A 21,723-nucleotide genomic window follows, 5' to 3' on the forward strand; every position below is an offset into this window, starting at 1 on the left:
TCTACATGGAACAGAATAAAGGTTTTTGGTATGCCGACTGGTCGTTCCCGATCTTCGTTGGCCTGCTCTCCTCCGGCGTCTTCGCCGGGACGCACATGTACTACCTCTACGGCATCGGCGCGTTTAACGAAGTGGCCTTCGTGGCGATGCTGAAAGCGGGGATCGATACCGGCGTCTACGGCGCGGTGGCGGCGTTCGGCGCAAGCTTCCTGTTCGCCCGTATTATCGAAGGGTCGCTGGTCGGTATTCTCGACATCGGCGGTGCGATCCAGACCGGCGTGGGCCTCGGGGTTCCGGCGCTGCTGCTGGGCGCGGGGATCATGTTCCCGGTGACCAACTTCATTGCTTCGCTGATCACCGGCCTGGTGATTGGTCTGGCAATTGGCTACGTCATCATCCTGGCGCGTAAGTTCACCATCAACCAGAGCAACTCCACCTACGGCGCAGACGTGATGATGGGCGCAGGTAACGCCTCCGGCCGCTTCCTCGGGCCGTTGATTATCCTGAGCGCCATGACCGCCTCCATTCCTATCGGCGTCGGTTCCCTGCTCGGTGCGCTGGTGTTCTACATCTGGCAGAAGCCGATCACCGGTGGCGCGATCCTCGGCGCAATGCTGTTGGGCTGGCTGTTCCCGGTCGCCCTTTAATACCCGCGGGCGCTCCGGTGCCCGCCTTATCAGGAGATCCTCATGTTTGATTTACTCCTGCGCCGTGCGCGCCTTGCCGACGATACCCTGACCGATATCGCCATTCAGGACGGGAAGATCGCGGCGCTGGGCGACATTGACGCCCCCGCGCATAAAACGGTTGAGCTGAACGGCGACGTGTTCGTCAGCGCAGGCTGGATTGACTCCCACGTTCACTGCTACCCGAACTCCCCGATTTACCACGACGAGCCCGACAGCGTGGGCATTGCCACCGGCGTCACCACCGTGGTGGATGCGGGCAGTACCGGTGCCGATGACGTGGACGATTTCTACGACATCACCCGCAGGGCCTCCACCGAGGTGTTTGCCCTGCTGAACATCTCCCGCGTGGGGCTGATCGCCCAGAACGAGCTGGCCAATATGGCCAACATCGACACCGACGCGGTGAAGCAGGCGGTGAAGCGCCACCCTGATTTTATCGTCGGCCTGAAGGCGCGCATGAGCAGCAGCGTGGTCGGTGAAAACGGCATTACGCCGCTGGAGCGCGCCAAAGCCATTCAGAAAGAGAACGGCGACCTGCCGCTGATGGTGCACATCGGCAACAACCCGCCAAATCTCGACGAAATTGCCGAACTGCTGAGCTCGGGCGACATCATCACCCACTGTTACAACGGCAAGCCTAACCGCATTCTGACGCCCTCCGGCGAGCTGCGCGCCTCCATCACCTCCGCCCTGAAGCGCGGCGTGCGTCTGGACGTGGGGCACGGCACGGCGAGCTTCAGCTTTGAGGTGGCGAAACGCGCCATCGCGATGGGCATTCTGCCGCACACCATCAGCTCGGATATCTACTGCCGCAACCGCATCAACGGCCCGGTGGGCTCGCTGGCGAGCGTGATGTCGAAATTCCTCGCCATCGGCATGTCGCTGCCGCAGGTGATTGACTGCGTGACCGCGAACGCCGCCGACGGCCTGCGTCTGGCGCGCAAAGGCCGCATTCAGCCGGGTCTCGACGCCGACCTGACGCTGTTCACGATTAAACGTCAGCCGACGGTGCTGACGGATGCCGAAAACGACAGCCTGCAGGCTGAACACATTCTGGTGCCGCTTGCCGCGATCCGCGCGGGCAAGGGCTACATGACCGAACAAGGGAGCACGGAAAATGCCTTCGATTTATGAGAAGTACCGCTTAAAGCAGGTAATCAACACCTCTGGCCGCATGACGGCGCTGGGCGTCTCCACGCCGCGCCCGGAGGTGGTGCAGGCGGCGATGGACGGGATGAATCACTATTTCGAGATGAAGGATCTGGTCAACAAAACCGGGGAATACATCGCGAAGCTGCTGGACGTGGAAGGGGCGACGGTCGTCTCCTGCGCGTCGGCGGGCATCGCCCAGTCCGTGGCGGCAGTGCTGGTCAAAGACAGCGACTGGCTGCTGGAAAACCTGCACGTGACCCCGATTGAGAACAACGAAATCGTCCTGCCGAAAGGCCACAACGTGAACTTTGGCGCGCCGGTGGGCACCATGGTGGCGCTGGGCGGCGGTAAGCTGGTGGAGGCGGGCTACGCCAACGAATGCTCTGCCGATCAGCTGGCGGCGGCGATCACCCCGCGCACGGCGGCGATCCTCTATATCAAATCGCACCACTGCGTGCAGAAAAGCATGCTCAGCGTCGAGCAGGCGGCAGTCGTCGCACGTAAACACGATCTCCCGCTGATCGTCGATGCCGCGGCGGAAGAAGATCTGCACGTGTACTACCGCTCCGGCGCGGACCTGGTGATCTACAGCGGCGCGAAGGCGATCGAAGGCCCAACCAGCGGGCTGGTGATCGGCAAAACCCAGTACGTAGAGTGGGTAAAACGCCAGACGGCGGGCATTGGCCGTGCCATGAAGGTGGGCAAAGAGGGCATTCTTGGCCTGACCTGCGCCATCGAACACTACCTGACGGCGACCAAAGAGAGCGGTGCGGAAATGGTGGCGAAAATGACGCCGTTTATCGAGGCGCTCAACACTCTGAACGGTGTGACCGCGCGCGTGGTCTGGGACAGCGCCGGACGCGACATCGCCCGCACCGAGATTAAGTTCGACGAAGCCGCAACGGGCGTCGGCACGGGTGATCTGGTGGCGAAGCTCAAGCAGGGCGAATACGCCATTTACTTCCGTGGCTACAAGGCCAACGAAGGGATTATCGAGGCGGACGTGCGCAGCGTGAATGCTGACCAGCTGAACATCGTGTACCGCCGCATTAGCGAAGTATTAGGACAGGAGAAAAAAGCATGAAACTGACCCCCAACTTTTACCGTGACCGCGTCTGTCTGAACGTGCTGGCAGGCTCCAAAGCCAACGCCAACGCCATTTACGAGGCGGCGGAAGGTCACGTGCTGGTGGGCGTGCTCTCCAAAAATTATCCGGACGTGGCGAGTGCCGTCGCCGATATGCGCGAATACGCCGCCCTGATTGATAACGCGCTCTCCGTTGGCCTGGGCGCGGGCGACCCGAACCAGTCGGCAATGGTGAGTGAAATCTCCCGCCAGGTGCAGCCGCAGCATGTTAACCAGGTCTTTACCGGCGTGGCTACCAGCCGCGCGCTGCTGGGGCAGAATGAATCCGTGGTCAACGGTCTGGTCTCTCCGACTGGCTCCGTCGGCATGGTCAAAATCTCCACCGGACCGCTGAGCAGCGCGGCGCCGGACGGCATCGTGCCGGTTGAAACCGCGATTGCCCTGCTGAAAGATTTCGGCGGCAGCTCAATCAAATACTTCCCGATGGGCGGCCTGAAGTGCCGTGACGAGTACAAGGCGGTGGCGGAAGCCTGCGCCCGTCACGACTTCTGGCTGGAGCCAACCGGAGGTATCGATCTGGAAAACTATGAGGAGATCCTGCAGATCGCCCTCGACGCGGGCGTGAGCAAAATCATCCCGCATATCTACAGCTCAATTATCGACAAAGCCAGCGGCGATACGCGTCCGGAAGATGTGCGTACCCTGCTGGCGATGACGAAGAAGCTGGTGAAGTAGAACTCACACATATACAGGAGCCACCATGCACACCCGTACCCTGCTTGTCGCTTCACTTTCTTTACTGACCACTGCCGCGATCGCCCAGACGCAATACGCCTGGGTGGGCACCTACAACCCCAACGGCGAAGGGCTGTACCGCTTTACCGTTGACCCGCAAACCGGCGCGCTGGCGAATAAAACGCTGGTGAGCAAACTGCCGAATGCGGCGCAGTTGACCCTTTCACAGGACGGCAAAACGCTGTATCTGGCAAGCGAAGTGGAGCAGGGCGCGGTGCAGGCGCTGCGCGTCGGCGATAACGGTGCGCTGAGCGAGCTCAATCAGGTGGCCTCCGGCGGTGCGGGGCCGGTTTACCTGTCGCTGACGCCGAACGGTCGCCATCTGCTGGTGGCCAACTACGTCAGCGGGTCGATTGCCGTTTTGCCGATCAAGGCAGACGGCAGCCTGGGTAACGCCACGGACACACATCAGGACAAGGGCGAACCGGGCGCGGCGAAGCCTGAAGCCGCTGTGGAGGGTAGTTTCGCGATCAGCGATCATAATGGCCCCCACGCGCATATGATCGCCGCCGATCCGAGCGGAAAATATGTGTTTTCCACCGATCTTGGGCTGGATCGCCTCTACCAGTACCGTTTTGACGATCGAACCGGGAAGCTGACGCCGAACGATCCACCGTTTATCAGCGCCTCCTCGAAAGGTGCCGGACCGCGCCACTTTGTCTTTACGCCAAAAGGCGATGCCCTGTGGCTGATTAACGAAGAGGCGTCTACGCTCACCCATTATACCGTGAACGCCAACGGCACCTTAAAAGAGGGCAAAACGCTTTCAGCCCTGCCGGAAGGCTACAAAGGCACCAGCTTTGCTGCCGGGCTGGCATTAAGCGCTGATGGCAAACAGCTGTATGTGGCTAACCGTTTGCATAACAGCATCGGGCACTTTACCGTAACAGCGGAGGGTACGCTGACGCATCAGGACGATGTGTGGACGCGTGGTGATTATCCCCGCACCCTGACGCTCGATAAACAGGGGCGCTGGCTGTACGTCATGAACCAGCGGAGCGACAACATTACCCGTTTCCGCGTCGGTCAGGACGGCAAGCTAAGCTTTGAGCCAGACTATACCCCGGTCGGCAGCCCATCCCAGATGGTCATTTCACCTTAAGCCGTAAGAGGACAAACCCGTGCGATTTCCGAACCAACGTTTAGCGCAACTTTTCGAACTGTTGCAAAACGAGACGCTGCCGCAGGACGAGCTGGCGCAGCGGCTGTCGGTCTCCACGCGAACCGTCCGTGCGGACATTACCGCCCTTAACGCGCTGCTGGCCAGCCACGGCGCGCAGTTCATCCTGAGCCGGGGCAACGGCTACCAGCTCAAAATTGAGGATGCCGGGCGCTATCAGCAGCTTCAGGCATCCCACCCGCGCGCGCTGCGTGTCCCGCGGACCGGGCCGGAGCGCGTGCATTATCTGGTGGTGCGTTTTCTCACCTCGGCGTTTTCTCTTAAGCTGGAGGATCTGGCGGACGAGTGGTTCGTCAGCCGCGCCACGCTGCAAAGCGACATGGCGGAGGTGCGCGAGTGGTTTCATCGTTACAACCTGACGCTGGAAACCCGTCCGCGCCACGGCATGAAGCTGTTTGGCAGCGAGATGTCTACCCGCGCCTGCCTGACCGATCTGCTCTGGGAGCTGGCGCAGCAGGACAGCCTGAACCCGCTGGTGACCGACGTGGCGCTGAATGCGGGCGTGGCGGAGCAGATGGTGCCGGTGCTGCACGACGCCCTGACGCGTCACCACATTCGCCTGACCGATGAAGGCGAGCTGTTCCTGCGCCTGTACTGTGCGGTGTCGGTGCGGCGCATCAGCGAGGGCTATCCGCTGCCGGAATTCCACGCCGAAGATGTGGAAGAGAACGTGCGCGAGGCGGCGAAGGATATCGCGGTGACCATCCAGCAACTGGCGGGCAAAACGCTTTCGCCGTCGGAGGAGAGCTGGCTGTGCGTGCACATTGCGGCGCGGCAGATTCAGGAGATTGCCCCGAGCGCAATTAACGCCGACGACGACGAAGCGCTGGTCAACTACATCCTGCGCTATATCAACACCCACTATAACTACAACCTGCTCAGCGACGCGCAGCTGCACGCGGACCTGCTCACGCATATCAAAACCATGATTACCCGCGTGCGGTATCAAATCATGATCCCCAATCCGCTGCTGGATAACATCAAGCAGCACTACCCGATGGCGTGGGACATGACCCTCGCGGCGGTGTCGAGCTGGGGCAAATACACGCCGTATGTGATCAGCGAAAACGAGATTGGTTTCCTGGTGCTGCATATTGGCGTCGGGCTGGAGCGTCACTACAACATTGGCTACCAGCGTCAGCCGCGCGTGCTGCTGGTATGCGACGCCGGTAATGCCATGGTCCGCATGATTGAGGCGGTGCTGCAGCGTAAATACCCGCAGATTGAGGTCACGCGCACGCTCACCCTGCGCGAGTACGAGCTGGCGGAAACGATTGGCGAAGACTTTGTGATCGCCACCGCCCGCGTCAGCGAAAAGTCAAAACCGGTGGTGATGATTGCCCCGTTCCCGACCGACTATCAGCTGGAGCAGATTGGCAAACTGGTGCTGGTGGACCGCACCCGTCCGTGGATGCTGGATAAATACTTCGACGCGGCCCATTTCCGCATTATCGACAAGCCGATCGATCAGCAGACGCTGTTCCGCGAGCTGTGTGAACAGCTTGAGGCAGAAGGCTTTGTTGGCGCGGAGTTCCTGGATTCCGTCGTCGAGCGTGAAGCCATCGTCAGCACCATGCTCGGTGACGGTATTGCGCTCCCGCACTCCCTCGGCCTGCTGGCGCAGAAAACGGTGGTCTATACCGTGCTCGCCCCGCACGGCGTTCAGTGGGGCGACGAAACCGCGCACGTCATCTTCCTGCTCGCCATCAGCAAAAGCGAGTACGAAGAGGCGATGGCGATTTACGATATCTTCGTCACCTTCCTGCGCGAGCGGGCGATGTCACGTCTCTGTAGCTGCGAGGATTTTGCCGGATTTAAGGCGGTGGCGATGGAGAGTTTGAGTCGTTTTTGAGATAAGGGCGGATGGATAACATCCGCCTTTGATCAACGCAAATGATGTACAACCTGGTTGCTGCTGCCGCGCCAGATGAGCGCCGGGTCTTTTAAATCCTGCATGAACTTGCCGTCGACCAGCACGTTAATCAGATCCACGACTTCCATCTGCTGCGCATTCAGCTCATCCAGCCTGTAGCCTGTCCAGACCCAGATATCTTTTCCCGAGCACTCGCGGCGAATGCGCTTCACCAGCTTCAAAATATCCGGCACGTTTTGCGGGTGCAGCGGATCGCCGCCGGAGAGCGAAATTCCCTGGCGGTGAATGCGCGTATCGTTCAGGTCGCTGATGATTTTATCTTCCATCTCCGCGGTGAACGGCTTGCCGGAATTCAGGCGCCAGGTGCTTTTGTTGTAGCAGCCGGGGCATTCGTGGACGCAGCCAGAGACGAACAGGGTGCAGCGGGTGCCGGGGCCGTTGACGATGTCGACGGGGTAGTACTGGTGATAGTTCATAGCGTTAACCTGATGCCCTCACCCCGGCCCTCTCCCACAGGGAGCGGGAGAAAACCGGAGTCAGGCTTAGCAATGTGCTCGATCGGTTCCCTCTCCCTTGAGGGAGAGGGGTAGGGTGAGGGGGAGAACCCTGCGCAGAACTTACCCGATCTGCCCATTCCCCAAATGCTTCACGCGGCGCTTCACCTCTTCCTGCTTGCCCGCGTTAAACGGACGCGCGTCCGGGCTGCCGAGGTAGCCGCACACGCGACGAGTCACGGAGACGCGGGCCGCATCGTGGTTGCCGCATTTCGGGCAGGTAAAGCCTTTACTCGTACACTCGAACTCACCGGTAAAGCCGCACTCGTAGCACTCGTCGATAGGCGTGTTGGTCCCGTAATACGGCACGTGCTGATAGCTGTAATCCCACACGTCCTCCAGCGCCTTCAGGTTGTGCTGAATGTTCGGGTACTCGCCGTAGCAGATGAAGCCGCCGCTGGCGATCGGCGGATAGGCAGCTTCGAAGTCGATCTTGTCGTACGGGTTCACCTTCTTCTCCACGTCGAGGTGGAAGCTGTTGGTGTAATACCCTTTGTCGGTCACGCCTTCCACAATCCCGAACTCGGCGGTGTCCAGACGGCAGAAGCGGTCGCACAGGTTCTCGCTCGGCGTACTGTAGAGGCTAAACCCATAGCCGGTTTCCTCTTTCCACTGGTCAACCGCGTCGCGCAGGCGCTGAACGATGGCGATGCCTTTTTCGCGCAGGGCCTCACTGTCGTACATGTGCGTGTCGCCAAACAGCGCGTTGATGGTTTCGTGGATGCCGATATAGCCTAGCGAAATCGACGCTCGACCGTTTTTGAAGATCTCAGACACGTCATCGTCCGCCTTCAGGCGCACGCCGCAGGCTCCTTCCATATAGAGGATCGGCGCGACGCGGGCTTTGACTCCTTCAAGACGGGCGATACGGGTCATCAGCGCTTTCCGCGCCAGCTGCAGACGTTCATCCAGCAGTGTCCAGAATTCAGCTTCATTGCCTTTCGCCTCCAGCGCGATGCGCGGCAGGTTGAGGCTGATGACGCCCAGGTTGTTGCGCCCGTCGTGGATCTGCTCGCCGTTTTCATCTTCGTACACGCCGAGGAAGCTGCGGCAGCCCATAGGCGTTTTAAACGAACCGGTCACTTTGACGACCTGATCGTAGTTCAGGATGTCCGGGTACATGCGCTTGCTCGCGCACTCCAGCGCCAGCTGTTTGATATCGTAGTTTGGATCGCCAAACTTGTGGTTCAGGCCATCGCGAATCGCGAACACCAGTTTCGGGAATACCGCCGTTTTGCGGTTCTTGCCGAGGCCGGAAATACGGTTGCGCAGGATGGACTGCTGAATCAGGCGCGATTCCCAGCTGGTGCCCAGACCAAAGCCGAAGGTTACAAACGGCGTCTGGCCGTTGGCGGTGTGCAGCGTGTTCACCTCATACTCCAGCGACTGGAAGGCGTCGTAGCACTCTTTCTCGGTGCGGGAATGGGCGTAGCCGTCAGCGTCCGGGATCTGCCACTCTTCAGCCGTTTTACGATGCTTGTTGAAGCTCGCCGTGACGAACGGAGCCAGCACTTCGTCAATGCGGTTAATGGTGGTCCCGCCATAAATGTGGCTGGCGACCTGGGCGATAATCTGCGCCGTGACCGCGGTAGCCGTGGAGATGGACTTAGGCGGTTCAATCTCGGCGTTACCCATTTTAAAACCGTGGGTCAGCATGCCTTTCAGGTCGATCAGCATGCAGTTGAACATCGGGAAGAATGGCGAGTAGTCGAGATCGTGGTAGTGAATTTCGCCGCGCTCGTGCGCAGACACCACGTCGCGCGGCAGCAGATGCTGACGGGCATAGTGTTTGGCGACGATACCGGCCAGCAGGTCGCGCTGGGTGGGGATCACTTTACTGTCTTTGTTGGCGTTTTCATTGAGCAGGGCGGAGTTGGTCTGCTCGACCAGGCCACGGATCTCCTGGTTCAGACGACCGCGCTTCTCGCGCTGCACGTCACGATCGTGACGGTACTCAATGTAGGCGCGCGCCAGCTGCTTGTAGGGCCCCGCCATCAGCTGGTTCTCAACCGCGGTCTGGATCTCGTTGATATCGACCTGGCTGCGTTCGTTCATCTGGCTGCTAACGACTTCTGCGACGGTGGCGCAGTAATCTGCGTCATCGACTCCCGCTGCTTTAGCTGCACGCAGAATGGCTTCCTGGATGCGCTCTGATTTAAACGGCACTTTACAGCCATCACGTTTCATCACATGCGGTGTCATGATCACTCCATTTTTGAAAACAGGTTATCCACAGAGGTGGAGAAGTATTCACCGGACGCATTTCCCGCCAGGCCAAAGACTTCCCGCGTTCCCGGCTCGTGTTATCCACAATTCCGGCCAGCGTAAGCGCCGTCTTGTCGTTGGAATAGTAGACGATAAATACAAGATATTGGGTCGGCATGCATTTTAAGTGCTACATATAGTGATTTGCATCAAACATGTTTGCGATTTATTTGATTCAGAACAAAGTAAAAAGGCGAGAGTACAAACGGCGGGCGCTACAGCATTTGTAAAGGCGAGCGAGAAAAATCTGATTAATTATTCAACAAAAACAGTAAAGTAAGCCGGGTGCAGGGCTGCACCCGGCAGGACGGTTACTGTTGTAACCACCAGACGGCTTCAAACGGACGCAGCGACGTCGTTTGCGGTGACGGGTAGTTACTCATCAACACCTGCAACTTACCGCTGAGAAGGTCTGTCTGCCATTCCTGAGGCGTATTGCTCAGGTTTGCCGCAACAATCAGGGTCTGTCCCTGCCACTGGCGACGGTAGCACCACAGAGAAGGGTGTTCCGGCAGGAGATCTTCATAATCTCCCCACGTCAGCACCGGCAGGGTTTTGCGCAGGCTAATCAGCGACTGATAGGTATAGAAGACGGAATCCGCATCGTCCAGCGCCGCGCGGGCGTTCACGGTTTCGTAGTTGTCGCAGACGCCAATCCACGGTTCGCCCTCGCTAAAGCCCGCATTGTGCGACGCGTCCCACTGCATTGGGGTTCGCCCGTTATCCCGGGACTTACTCGCCAGAATCGCCAGTAATTCATCCGGATCGCGGCCGTTGGCGCGCAGTTCGGCGAACATGTTCAGGCTTTCCACGTCGCGGTAATCGGTGATGCGGCTGAAGTGCGGGTTCGTCATCCCCAGCTCTTCACCCTGGTAAATATACGGCGTGCCCTGCATGCCGTGCAGCACCATGCCGAGCATCTTCGCGGCGTAAACCCGGTATTCTCCTTCGTCACCGAAGCGCGACACGATGCGCGGCTGGTCGTGGTTACACCAGAACAGCGCGTTCCAGGCTCTGTTATGCATCCCCTGCTGCCAGTGGCGGAAGAGGGTTTTCAGCGCCACGAAGTCCGGCTTCGCCTTCGTCCACTTTTCGCCGCCGGGATAGTCCACCTTCAGGTGGTGGAAGTTAAAGGTCATCGACAGCTCGCTTCCGTCGAGAGACGCGTACTGCTGGCAGTTCTCCAGCGAGGTCGAGGACATCTCGCCTACCGTCATCAGGTTGCGCGGGGTGAAGAGGTCGCGGCTCATCTCCTGCAGATATTCATGGATGCGCGGCCCGTCAGTGTAGAAGCGGCGACCGTCACCCGCCTCGTCATTCGGGAAATCCTGATCTTTCGAAATCAGGTTAATGACATCGAGGCGCAAGCCGTCGACGCCGCGGTCGGCCCAGAACTCGCACACCTTTTTCAGCTCGCCGCGCACCGCCGGGTTTTCCCAGTTGAGGTCCGCCTGCTCCGGCGCGAACAGGTGCAGGTAATACTGCTCGCTCTCCGCGTGCCAGCGCCAGGCGTTGCCGCCAAACTTGGAGCGCCAGTTGTTGGGCAACTGCTCAGGCGTGCCGTCGCGCCAGATGTAGAACTGGCGGTACGGGCTCTCTTTGTTCAGCGATTCCCGGAACCAGGGGTGCTGGGTTGAGGTGTGGTTGAACACCATATCCAGCACGATGCGAATGCCGCGCTGGTGCGCCTCGGCGACCAGCTCGTCGAAATCATCCAGCGTGCCGTACGCCGGGTCGATGGCGGTGTAATTCGCCACGTCGTAGCCGTTATCCACCTGCGGGGAGATATAAAACGGCGTCAGCCAGATGGCGTCGATGCCGAGGGTTTTCAGGTAGTCCAGACGCTGCGTCACGCCGCGTAAATCGCCGGTGCCGCTGCCGGTGGTGTCCTGGAAACTCTTGGGGTAAATCTGGTAGATAACGCCGTTTTGCCACCAGTGAGGAAGGGTATTCATAGTGTGTTCCTGCAAATGCGAAGGGGCGCAACTGCGCCCCGAAAGAGAGAGTTAAACAATCTGCAGCGAGCCCTGACGGAACTTACGCTGGTAAACCACGGTAGTCAGCGCCATTGGGACGATAATCGCGATGGCCATTGCCAGGGCGAACACCTGCCAGTAAGCTGGCTGGATGGAGAGGATGCCCGGCAGGCCGCCGACGCCAATCCCGTTTGCCATTACGCCGTTCAGTCCGCACACCAGGCCCGCCAGACCGGAACCGATCATCGCGCAGAGCATCGGGAAGCGGTATTTCAGGTTGATACCGTACATCGCCGGTTCGGTGACGCCGAGGTAGGCGGAGATGGCCGCCGGAACGGAGATCTCGCGTTCATTGTGCTTGCGGCTGACGATGATGATGCCGGTCACCGCGGACGCCTGAGCAATGTTAGACAGGGCGATAATCGGCCAGACCGGCGTTCCGCCGAGGCTCTGGATCATCTGCATATCAATGGCCAGCGTGGTCTGGTGCACGCCGGTGATCACCAGCGGGGCGTACAGGAAGCCAAACAGCGCGGCGCCAATCGGGGCGAAGCTGCCGGTCATCAGGTGGCGCACCGCGAAGGCCACGCCGTCGCCAATCATGCGGCCAAACGGACCGATAAAGGCGTGCGCCAGGAAGACCGCCAGAATCAGCGAGCAGACCGGCACCACCACCAGATAGAGGTAATCTGGCACGATGCGCTTCAGTCGGGTTTCAATAAAGCCCAGCGCCAGCCCCGCCAGCAGGGCCGGAATGACCTGCGCCTGATAGCCCACTTTGGCGATGGTAAACAGGCCGAAGTTCCACACCTCAGGCACCTGCTGACCAAGTAAGTAAGCGTTCATTAACTGCGGAGAGACCAGCGTGACGCCGAGTACGATACCGAGGATCGGCGTACCGCCCATCTTGCGCACGGCGGACCAGCAGATCCCGACCGGCAGATAGAAGAAGATCGCCTCGCCAATCAGCCACAGGAAGTCGTACACGGTTTTGAGCGCCGGATACATCTGCGCCAGGGTTTTGCCGTCGCTCATCGGCACGTCGCCGATGACGTTACGGAAGCCTAAGATCAAGCCTCCGCTGATCAGCGCCGGCAGGAGCGGGAAGAAGATCTCCGCGAAGTGGGAAATCAGCTGCTCGTGCCACTTCATGTTCTGGCGCGCGGCCTTCTTCGCCTGCTCTTTATCGGCGGAGGAGTGCCCGGTCGTTGCCAGCAGAGCCTGATAGTAATCGCCCACTTCGGTACCAATCACGACCTGGAACTGACCGGCGTTGGTGAAGCAGCCTTTAACCATGGAGAGTTCTTCAATGGCCTTCGGGTTGGCTTTGGCCGGATCGTTCAGCACGAAGCGCAGGCGGGTAATGCAATGGCTGACGGTAGCGATGTTTTCGCGGCCGCCGACCAGGACGATCAGCCGATCGATATCTGCTTGTTTGACTTTACTCATCATGAAACCTCATGACAGATGGTGAGGGGGTGTAATGACCTGAGCGCAAGCCTACTCCTTCAGCGTGACGGCGAAAATGGGAACGTTCCCGAAATCAGGCGAAGATCACAATAATCTGTTTTAGGAGGGTTACGAAAGGTGAGCGGGAATGACGATCTGACGCGGCTCAGCGCGCCCGTTGATCTGCTCGATCAGCTGCGTGGCGGCCTGTCTGCCGGACTCGGCGTAGCCCGGATCGACGGTGATGATCTCCGGGTGCAGGAACTTCATCAGCGGCGTGCTGCCGACGCTCGCCACCTGCAGGTTATCGATGCGCTGCTCCTGCAGATATTTGCTGGCACCCAGCGCCAGGGTATCCGTGGCGCACACCAGCGCGGTGGTCTGCGGCGTCAGAACGCTGGCGACCTGCTCGTAGCCCTGCTTCATGCCCAGCCCCGGCAGAGAGGCCACGGCGGAGAGGTTGTGCTTTTTGCAAAAGGCCAGATAGGCCTCATGGCGACGCTTGCCTGTGGTGACGTCCGCGTGCGGCACGCCGAGGAAGCTGATATGACGATGGCCTTCGTCAAACAGGCGCTGCATCAGGGTGATAATCGCGCCCTCGTCGTCATAGCAGACGGATGCAAAACCGTGGGCATCGCGCGCCAGCAGCACCAGCGACGGCTGCCAGGGTTTTAGCATCTCGTCTTTGATGCCGGTAAAGCCGAACAGCACCACGCCGTCAATGTTGCGCCGCTGGAGCATGCCCAGATGCTCTTCCACCAGCTGTGGCGAGAACTGGCTCTCCATCATGATCGGGTCATATCCCTGCTCATAGAAGGCGGGCAGCATGGTCTGCACGGCGAGGTTTTCAGACAGAGAATCCAGACGCGAAACAATGATGGCGACCACTTTGTCACTCTGCCCGCGCATGGCGCGCGCGGAGCGGGAAGGGGAAAAGCCGTGCTGATTCATGACCGCCTCAACGCGCTCGCGGGTGCGTTCGCTGACGCCGCTTTCGTTGTTCAGCACGCGTGAGACGGTTGATTTCCCCACGCCGCTTAAACGCGCGATGTCTTTAATCGTAAGGCGGTTCTGCATGCTGTATTCCCTGTAACAACGACAAAATGGTCAATTGAGCCTAATGCTATAGCGCGATTTCGCTATGGGCAAAGTCTGGTTTACGTTCGGTTTATTTGCAGGGGGGTATAATACCGTCCGAATCGTCACAAAGGGTACGCTTAAATCCTTATACTGCGCGGCGACACCCTACTTTTTACTTACCGGAGGCTTCATGGATCCCGATCCCACACCTCTCCTGAACGGGAGAATGCGTTCTTTCCGGTAAGCCAGCCTGTTGCTGACTCACCGGTGATGTGAGGCAGCAACGTCCCAAACGTTCCTGCTTGAAAAATTGAGTGCCTCTCAGGTACGGCCTTGCCACGCCTGAAGGAAATGCTGCGTCCGCATTCGCGGATGCGGAGGAATGACTATGTTTAAAAATATCACCCGGCAGCTGCAGGCCCTGCTGAGCCGCCACCTGCCACACCGTCTGGTTCAGCGCGACCCGCTGCCCAATGCCAAAAACATGGCGGGGGCGGCGATCCCCGCGTCCCTGACCGAACGCTGCCTGAACGCGGCGGCGATGGATGAAAACGAAGTCTGGCGCGCCTTTGGCGGACACCCGGAAGGGCTGAACGCGTTAGAAGTGGAAAAAATCCGCGCCGTGCACGGCGATAACCTCATTCCGGCACAAAAGCCGTCTCCGTGGTGGGTGCATCTGTGGCTCTGCTACCGCAACCCGTTCAACCTGCTGCTGACCGTGCTCGGCCTCATCTCCTACGCGACGGAAGATCTGTTTGCCGCAGGGGTGATTGCCCTGATGGTGGGCATCTCCACGCTGCTGAACTTTATTCAGGAGGCCCGCTCCACCAAAGCGGCGGACGCCCTGAAGGCGATGGTCAGCAACACCGCGACCGTCTCGCGCGTGATCAACGATCTCGGCGAAAACGCCTGGGTGGAATTGCCTATCGACCAGCTGGTGCCGGGGGATCTGGTGAAGCTGGCCGCGGGGGACATGATCCCGGCGGATTTACGCATCATCCAGGCACGCGATCTCTTCGTCGCGCAGGCTTCCCTGACCGGGGAATCCCTGCCCGTTGAAAAGGTGGCGCGCAGCCGTGACCCGCAGCAGATGAACCCGCTCGAGTGCGACACCCTGTGCTTTATGGGCACCACGGTCGTCAGCGGCACCGCGCAGGCGATTGTCACCGCCACCGGGGGCAACACCTGGTTTGGTCAGCTTGCCGGGCGCGTCAGCGAGCAGGAGAGCGAGCCGAATGCCTTCCAGAAGGGGATTGGCCGCGTCAGCATGCTGCTGATCCGCTTTATGATGGTGATGACGCCGATCGTGCTGCTGATCAACGGCTACACCAAAGGCGACTGGTGGGAAGCGGCGCTGTTCGCGCTCTCCGTAGCCGTCGGCTTAACGCCGGAAATGCTGCCGATGATTGTCACCTCCACGCTGGCGCGCGGGGCGGTGAAGCTCTCTAAACAGAAGGTGATCGTCAAACACCTCGACGCCATTCAAAACTTTGGCGCGATGGACATCCTCTGCACCGATAAAACAGGAACCCTGACGCAGGACAAAATCGTGCTGGAGAACCACACCGATATCTCCGGCAAAACCAGCGAGCGCGTGCTGCACAGCGCGTGGCTGAACAGCCATTACCAGACCGGGCTGAAAAACCTGCTCGACGTCGCGGTGCTGGAAGGCGTGGATGAAGAGTCTGCCCGCACGCTCTCCGGCCGCTGGCAGAAGGTGGATGAGATCCCGTTCGACTTCGAGCGTCGCCGGATGTCGGTGGTGGTGAGCGAGCAGACGGATGTGCATCAGCTGATCTGCAAAGGCGCGCTGCAGGAGATCCTCAACGTGTCGACGCAGGTTCGCTATAACGGCGACATCGTGCCGCTGGACGACACCATGCTGCGCCGCATCAAGCGCGTCACCGACAACCTGAACCGTCAGGGGCTGCGCGTGGTGGCGGTGGCGAGCAAGTTTCTGCCGGCGCGCGAGGGTGACTATCAGCGTATCGACGAATCCGATCTGATCCTCGAAGGTTACATCGCCTTCCTCGATCCGCCGAAAGAGACCACCGCGCCTGCGCTCAAAGCGCTGAAGGCGAGCGGCATTACCGTCAAAATTCTCACCGGCGACAGCGAGCTGGTGGCGGCCAAAGTGTGCCACGAGGTGGGGCTGGACGCGGGCGACGTGGTAGTGGGGAGCGATATTGAACATCTCTCTGATGACGAGCTGGCGAAGCTTGCCCAGCGTACCACGCTGTTTGCCCGCCTGACGCCGATGCATAAAGAGCGCATCGTCACCCTGCTTAAGCGCGAAGGACACGTGGTGGGCTTCATGGGCGACGGCATCAACGATGCGCCCGCTCTGCGTGCGGCGGATATCGGTATCTCCGTAGACGGGGCGGTCGATATTGCCCGCGAAGCGGCGGATATCATTCTGCTGGAAAAGAGCCTGATGGTGCTGGAGGAGGGGGTCATCGAAGGGCGCCGCACCTTTGCCAATATGCTCAAGTACATCAAGATGACCGCCAGCTCCAACTTCGGTAACGTCTTCAGCGTGCTGGTGGCGAGCGCGTTTCTGCCGTTCCTGCCGATGCTGCCGCTGCACCTGCTGATCCAGAACCTGATGTACGATGTCTCTCAGGTGGCGATTCCGTTTGATAACGTCGACGACGAGCAGATCCAGAAGCCGCAGCACTGGAACCCGGCAGATCTTGGGCGCTTTATGCTGTTCTTTGGCCCGATCAGCTCCATCTTCGACATTCTCACCTTCTGCCTGATGTGGTTTGTGTTCCACGCCAACACCCCGGAACACCAGACGCTGTTCCAGTCCGGCTGGTTCGTGGTCGGTCTGCTGTCGCAGACGCTGATTGTGCATATGATCCGCACGCGCCGCATTCCGTTCATCCAGAGCCGTGCCGCATGGCCGCTGATTGTGATGACGGGGATTGTAATGGCGCTCGGCATCGCGCTGCCGTTCTCACCGCTGGCGAGCTACCTGCAGCTGCAGGCGCTGCCGCTGAGCTACTTCCCGTGGCTGGTGGCGATCCTCGCAGGCTATATGGTGCTGACGCAGATGGTGAAAGGGTTCTATGCGCGTCGGTATGGGTGGCAGTAAAAACATACCCTCACCCTAACCCTCTCCCTGAAAGGGAGAGGGGACCGCTCGGTGACGCCTTTCCCCCTCGCCCCTTTGGGGAGAGGGCCGGGGTGAGGGGACTGGCTTTCCTCCCAAATTCAACAACCTGTGATCTCCGTCGGCGCATTCGCTTGACGACAAATTGAGCGCATGTTAACAGAATGTTTTGCCTTTATTTGGCCCGTCAGATAAGGAACATTCATGTTACGGTACAGTCTCTTAACCGCCGGGCTGATGCTCGGCGCCTCTGCCTTTGCCGCCCCGGCAGGGGATCTCCCCTTAATGCCTTGGCCTGCGAAGGTCGAACGCCCGACGACCCAGGGCGCTCTGGTGCTCAGCAACAACGTATCCATTAGCGTCAGCGGGGACGATCTGGGCGACGCCGTCAACCGCCTGCGCCAGCGCATCGCCCTGCAAACCGGCTGGACGCTGCAGCCTCAGGCTGAAAAGCCAGACAAACCGACTATCCGCATTGCCATCGCTAAAAAGGTGAAGCCGCAGCCGCTGCCGGACAGCGATGAAACCTATAAGCTCACGGTGGATGCTAACGGCGTGACTATCTCCGCCAACACCCGCTTTGGTGCCTTGCGCGCTATGGAAACCCTGCTCCAGCTGATGCAGAACGGAGCGGAAAACACCTCGCTGCCGTGGGTTACCATTGAAGATTCGCCGCGCTTCCCGTGGCGCGGGCTGCTGCTGGACTCGGCGCGCCACTTTATCCCGCTGCCGGATATCAAACGCCAGATCGACGGCATGGCCGCGGCGAAGCTCAACGTGCTGCACTGGCACTTAACCGACGATCAGGGATGGCGCTTCAGCTCGAAGCGCTACCCTAAGCTGACGCAGCTTGCCAGCGACGGGCTGTTCTACACGCCTGAACAGATGCGCGAGGTGGTGCGTTACGCCGCCGAGCGCGGCATTCGCGTGGTGCCGGAGATCGACATGCCAGGCCACGCCTCGGCGATTGCCGTGGCCTATCCGGAGCTGATGAGCGCGCCGGGACCGTACGCCATGGAACGCCACTGGGGCGTGCTGAAGCCGGTGCTGGATCCGACAAAAGACGCAACCTATACCTTTGCCGACGCGATGGTCAGCGAACTGGCGGCGATCTTCCCCGATCCGTATCTGCATATCGGCGGCGACGAGGTGGACGACAGCCAGTGGAAAGCGAACCCGGCTATCCAGCAGTTTATGCGCGACAACAGGCTGGCGGACAGCCACGCGCTGCAGGCTTACTTCAACCGCAAGCTGGAAACGATCCTCGAGAAGCATCACCGCCAGATGGTCGGCTGGGATGAGATCTACCATCCTGACCTGCCGAAAAGCATTCTGATCCAGTCCTGGCAAGGGCAGGACGCGCTGGGGCAGGTGGCGCAGAGCGGCTACAAGGGCATTCTGTCGACCGGCTTTTATCTCGACCAGCCCCAGTCCACCGCCTATCACTACCGCAACGAGATCGTCCCACAGGGCTTAAACGGCGTGGACGTCATAGCGGACACCGACAGCGCCCAGAGCTGGGCCTTCTCCATGCCGCGCCTGAAGGGTAAGCCGGTGGAGGGGAGCTTCACGCTGGTGAAAGGGGATGCGGGCTGGCGCGGGTTTATTGATTTTGCCGGGAAATCCCGCCGCGCGGTGCAGAACATTGAATGGCGGGATGACAGCCAGGTGACGTTTACCGTCGATACGTGGATGGGCGAAACGCGCCCGGTCGTCACCGTCGATAACGACAAGCTTTCCGGCTATTTCCTGGTGGGGAATACGCGCTACCCGATCAGCGGCACGCGTCTGGACGACGTGCCGAAAGGCGTTCCGCCGGTCGTGCCGGACGTGGCGAACCAGGCCAACCTGCTCGGCGGTGAAGCGGCGCTGTGGGCGGAAAACGTGGTGGCGCCGGTGCTGGATATCCGCCTGTGGCCGCGCACGTTTGCGGTGGCGGAGCGGCTGTGGTCGGCGCAGGACGTCAACGACGTCGACAACATGTACACCCGCCTGCAGGCGATGGACAGCTGGTCGACGGTGTCGGTCGGGCTACAGCAGCATACCCAGCAGCAGGTGCAGTTCACGCGCCTCGCTGGTAATGCCGAGACCCTGCCGCTGCAGATCCTCGCGCAGGCGGTAGAGCCCGCGCAGTATTACACCCGTCAGCACCTGAAGTTCCAGGCCGGAAACTATCATCAGTTCGAGCCCCTCAACCGCTTCGCCGATGCGCTAAACGCCGAAAGCGCCACCGTGCGCCAGATGCACAAATGGGCGGACCGTCTGGTGAGCGATGCGGAAGACACGGAAAGCGCCGACGCCCTGCGCCACGTCTTTAACCGCTGGCAGAGCAACACCAGCGACGCGCTGGCCTTAAGCGAAAACAGCTATCAGCTGAAGGCGATGAAGCCGGTGATCCAGGAGGTGGATAAGCTGGCCTCGATTGGCCTGCGGCTGACGGATCTGGTGGCGCGCCAGGGCACGCTCGATGACAAAGAGATTGCGTCGATTCAGAGCGAGCTGGATAACGCGGCGAAGGTGCAGGACGAAGTGGTGATTGCGGCGGTCTATCCGCTGGAGACGCTGCTTCGCGCCACGCGGAATCAGTAGCGGGCCATAAAAAAAGGCAGCCCAGGCTGCCTTATCGTCGACAAAGCGAATTAGCGACGTACGGCAATCGCTTCGATTTCAATTTTCACGTCTTTTGGCAGACGCGCCACTTCCACGCAGGAGCGCGCCGGGAAGGTGGCGTTGTGCTCGGTGAAGAACGCTTCGTAGGTGGCGTTAACGGTCGCGAAGTCGTTCAGATCTTTCACGAAAACGGTGGTTTTGACGATGTCGCCCACTTTCAGGCCCGCTGATTCAACGATAGCCTGCACGTTTTCCAGCGACTGACGCGCCTGTGCTGCCACGTCGGTCGGCACTTCACCGGTTTTTGGGTTTACGGGGATCTGACCTGAAGTGATGATCATGCTGCCCAGATCGACGCCCTGAACGTAAGGGCCGATAGCGGCTGGTGCATTTTCCGTCGCGAGTACTTTGCTCATGTTTTCTCCAGAATTACAGCGTTAAGAATGTTCCCGGCCATTATAACAGCCGGGATTTCATTACCAACCTCAATTAGTTGGCCAGCACCACATAATGAGAAAACTCTTTTTCGCAGTATTTGCATTTGAGCGCGATGTCATCGGCGCGTTTTTTCACTGCGAAGCTGGAGGAAACCGGCTCGGCATGGCTGATGCAGTTGCTGTTCGGGCAGACCAGCACGCTTTCAATGCGATCCGGCAGGCTCGGGCGGGATTTACCGACCACTTCATACTCGTCGATGCGGTTGACGGTGGCGTCCGGCGCGTACAGCGACAGCTGGTTAACCTGCTCGTCGGTCAGGAAGGTATTCTCGATTTTAATCAGGTCCTTGCGGCCCATTTCACCCGACGGCAGGTTCAGGCCGATGGTGATGCGCTGGTCGGTTTCGGTCAGTTTGAACAGCGTCAGCAGCTTAAAGCCCACCTGCGCAGGGATGTGGTCAATCACGGTGCCACGCTTGATGGCTTCAACCTGGAGTTTGTTATCGTGTGTCATGGTCGTTTCCCCTTACAGTGCCAATTCGCGATTCAGAACCAGTGCCAGTAACGCCTGGCGGGCGAAGATGCCGTTTCCTGCCTGCTGGAAGTACCAGGCGTGCGGCGTTTTATCCACGTCTGTGGTGATCTCATCGATGCGCGGCAGCGGATGCAGCACCTTCATGTTGTCGCGCGCGCCCTCGAGGTCGCTGGCGCGCAGCACGAACTGTGCCTTCACGTTGGCGTATTCGGATGGATCCAGACGCTCTTTCTGCACGCGGGTCATGTACAGAATATCCACGTGGCTCATCACCTCTTCGATGCTGGCGTGCAGGCTCCACTGAATGCCTTTCTCATCCAGCATGTCGAGAATGTACTGCGGCATCGCCAGCGCGTCAGGCGCGATGAAGTAGAAGCGGTTGCCGTTAAATTTCGCCAGCGCCTGCGTCAGGGAGTGGACGGTGCGGCCATATTTCAGGTCGCCGACCATGGCGATATTCAGGTTCTCGAGCTTGCCCTGGGTCTCCTGAATGGTGAACAGATCCAGCAGGGTCTGCGTCGGATGCTGGTTGGCACCGTCACCGGCGTTCAGTACCGGAATGCCGCCGGAGAACTCGGTCGCCAGGCGCGCCGCGCCCTCCTGCGGATGACGCATCACAATCGCGTCGACGTAGGTGCTAATCACTGAAATGGTATCCGCCAGGGTCTCGCCTTTTTTACCCAGCGACGTGTTGCTGCTGTCCGAGAAGCCCACCACGCTCGCGCCCAGGCGGTGCATGGAGGTCTCAAAGGAGAGGCGGGTGCGGGTTGAGGCTTCGAAGAAGCAGCTCGCAATCACCTTGTGCTTCAGCAGCTCCGGTTGCGGATTGGCCTTCAGTTTTGCCGCGGTTTCCAGAACCAGTTCCAGCTCTTCGCGGCTGAGGTCGTTTATGGAAATGATGTGTTTTTGATAAAGCGGATTCATGTT

General features: G+C 59.8%; 16 protein-coding genes. 8 read left to right on the plus strand and 8 right to left on the minus strand.

Going from position 1 to position 21,723, the window contains the following annotated elements:
* Positions 1 to 5 precede the first annotated feature (5 nt).
* From ACMGG5_RS08295 to ACMGG5_RS08320, 6 genes are read left to right on the plus strand one after another with little or no spacing between them, the layout of a single operon-like run.
* A complete protein-coding gene (locus ACMGG5_RS08295) occupies positions 6 to 647 on the plus strand; it encodes a DUF4310 family protein (RefSeq protein ID WP_024907276.1) in 642 nt (213 codons plus the stop codon).
* Between the two features lie 42 nt (positions 648 to 689).
* Positions 690 to 1,823 carry an amidohydrolase/deacetylase family metallohydrolase gene (locus tag ACMGG5_RS08300; RefSeq protein ID WP_420277701.1) on the plus strand — a complete coding sequence of 378 codons (1,134 nt, stop codon included), beginning with the start codon at positions 690 to 692 and terminating at the stop codon, positions 1,821 to 1,823.
* Positions 1,807 to 2,925 carry a DgaE family pyridoxal phosphate-dependent ammonia lyase gene (locus tag ACMGG5_RS08305; RefSeq protein WP_148770218.1) on the plus strand — a complete coding sequence of 373 codons (1,119 nt, stop codon included), beginning with the start codon at positions 1,807 to 1,809 and terminating at the stop codon, positions 2,923 to 2,925. Before ACMGG5_RS08300 ends, ACMGG5_RS08305 begins: the two co-directional genes overlap by 17 nt.
* Positions 2,922 to 3,662, plus strand: a complete 741-nt coding sequence (gene dagF / locus ACMGG5_RS08310) for a 2-dehydro-3-deoxy-phosphogluconate aldolase (protein ID WP_420277702.1) — start codon at positions 2,922 to 2,924, stop codon at positions 3,660 to 3,662. Before ACMGG5_RS08305 ends, dagF begins: the two co-directional genes overlap by 4 nt.
* Before the next feature lie 25 nt (positions 3,663 to 3,687).
* Complete coding sequence (locus ACMGG5_RS08315) at positions 3,688 to 4,824, plus strand: lactonase family protein (protein WP_157188530.1); 1,137 nt, start codon at positions 3,688 to 3,690, stop codon at positions 4,822 to 4,824.
* A gap of 19 nt (positions 4,825 to 4,843) precedes the next feature.
* Positions 4,844 to 6,754, plus strand: coding sequence for a BglG family transcription antiterminator (locus ACMGG5_RS08320; protein WP_032651458.1), 1,911 nt, complete (start codon positions 4,844 to 4,846; stop codon positions 6,752 to 6,754).
* A gap of 32 nt (positions 6,755 to 6,786) precedes the next feature.
* On the opposite strand, the gene nrdG is transcribed toward ACMGG5_RS08320, so the two are convergent.
* The 5 genes from nrdG to treR form a co-directional block, all read right to left on the minus strand.
* On the minus strand, positions 6,787 to 7,251 hold the full coding sequence (nrdG, locus tag ACMGG5_RS08325; RefSeq protein ID WP_417927931.1) for an anaerobic ribonucleoside-triphosphate reductase-activating protein: 465 nt from the start codon (positions 7,249 to 7,251) through the stop codon (positions 6,787 to 6,789).
* Positions 7,252 to 7,392: 141 nt separating this feature from the next.
* The gene (gene nrdD, locus ACMGG5_RS08330; RefSeq protein WP_023334309.1) at positions 7,393 to 9,531 is read right to left on the minus strand and encodes an anaerobic ribonucleoside-triphosphate reductase; all 2,139 of its coding nucleotides are present in this window, start codon (positions 9,529 to 9,531) and stop codon (positions 7,393 to 7,395) included.
* Between the two features lie 374 nt (positions 9,532 to 9,905).
* A complete protein-coding gene (treC, locus tag ACMGG5_RS08335; RefSeq protein WP_420277703.1) occupies positions 9,906 to 11,549 on the minus strand; it encodes an alpha,alpha-phosphotrehalase in 1,644 nt (547 codons plus the stop codon).
* Positions 11,550 to 11,600: 51 nt separating this feature from the next.
* Complete coding sequence (gene treB, locus ACMGG5_RS08340) at positions 11,601 to 13,019, minus strand: PTS trehalose transporter subunit IIBC (RefSeq protein WP_029739268.1); 1,419 nt, start codon at positions 13,017 to 13,019, stop codon at positions 11,601 to 11,603.
* 129 nt (positions 13,020 to 13,148) lie between these two features.
* Positions 13,149 to 14,096, minus strand: coding sequence for a trehalose operon repressor TreR (treR, locus tag ACMGG5_RS08345; protein WP_024907266.1), 948 nt, complete (start codon positions 14,094 to 14,096; stop codon positions 13,149 to 13,151).
* Between the two features lie 391 nt (positions 14,097 to 14,487).
* On the opposite strand from treR, the gene mgtA reads away from it, so the two are divergent.
* Together mgtA and ACMGG5_RS08355 are read left to right on the plus strand one after the other, a co-directional pair.
* A complete protein-coding gene (gene mgtA / locus ACMGG5_RS08350; protein WP_024907265.1) occupies positions 14,488 to 17,196 on the plus strand; it encodes a magnesium-translocating P-type ATPase in 2,709 nt (902 codons plus the stop codon).
* Between the two features lie 222 nt (positions 17,197 to 17,418).
* Entirely contained in the window at positions 17,419 to 19,803 is a 2,385-nt protein-coding gene (locus ACMGG5_RS08355; protein ID WP_420277704.1) for a beta-N-acetylhexosaminidase, read from the plus strand.
* 50 nt (positions 19,804 to 19,853) lie between these two features.
* Here the strand turns inward: ACMGG5_RS08355 and ridA are convergent, their stop codons facing one another.
* From ridA to pyrB, 3 genes are all read right to left on the minus strand, one after another.
* Complete coding sequence (ridA, locus tag ACMGG5_RS08360; RefSeq protein WP_024907263.1) at positions 19,854 to 20,240, minus strand: 2-iminobutanoate/2-iminopropanoate deaminase; 387 nt, start codon at positions 20,238 to 20,240, stop codon at positions 19,854 to 19,856.
* Positions 20,241 to 20,313: 73 nt separating this feature from the next.
* Positions 20,314 to 20,775: an aspartate carbamoyltransferase regulatory subunit gene (gene pyrI / locus ACMGG5_RS08365; protein WP_023310197.1), complete on the minus strand. Its 462-nt coding sequence runs from the start codon at positions 20,773 to 20,775 to the stop codon at positions 20,314 to 20,316.
* Between the two features lie 12 nt (positions 20,776 to 20,787).
* Complete coding sequence (gene pyrB / locus ACMGG5_RS08370; RefSeq protein WP_024907262.1) at positions 20,788 to 21,720, minus strand: aspartate carbamoyltransferase; 933 nt, start codon at positions 21,718 to 21,720, stop codon at positions 20,788 to 20,790.
* Positions 21,721 to 21,723: the final 3 nt, after the last annotated feature.

This window comes from Enterobacter sp. BNK-34, assembly GCF_048684445.1.
Classification (GTDB): domain Bacteria; phylum Pseudomonadota; class Gammaproteobacteria; order Enterobacterales; family Enterobacteriaceae; genus Enterobacter; species Enterobacter pseudoroggenkampii.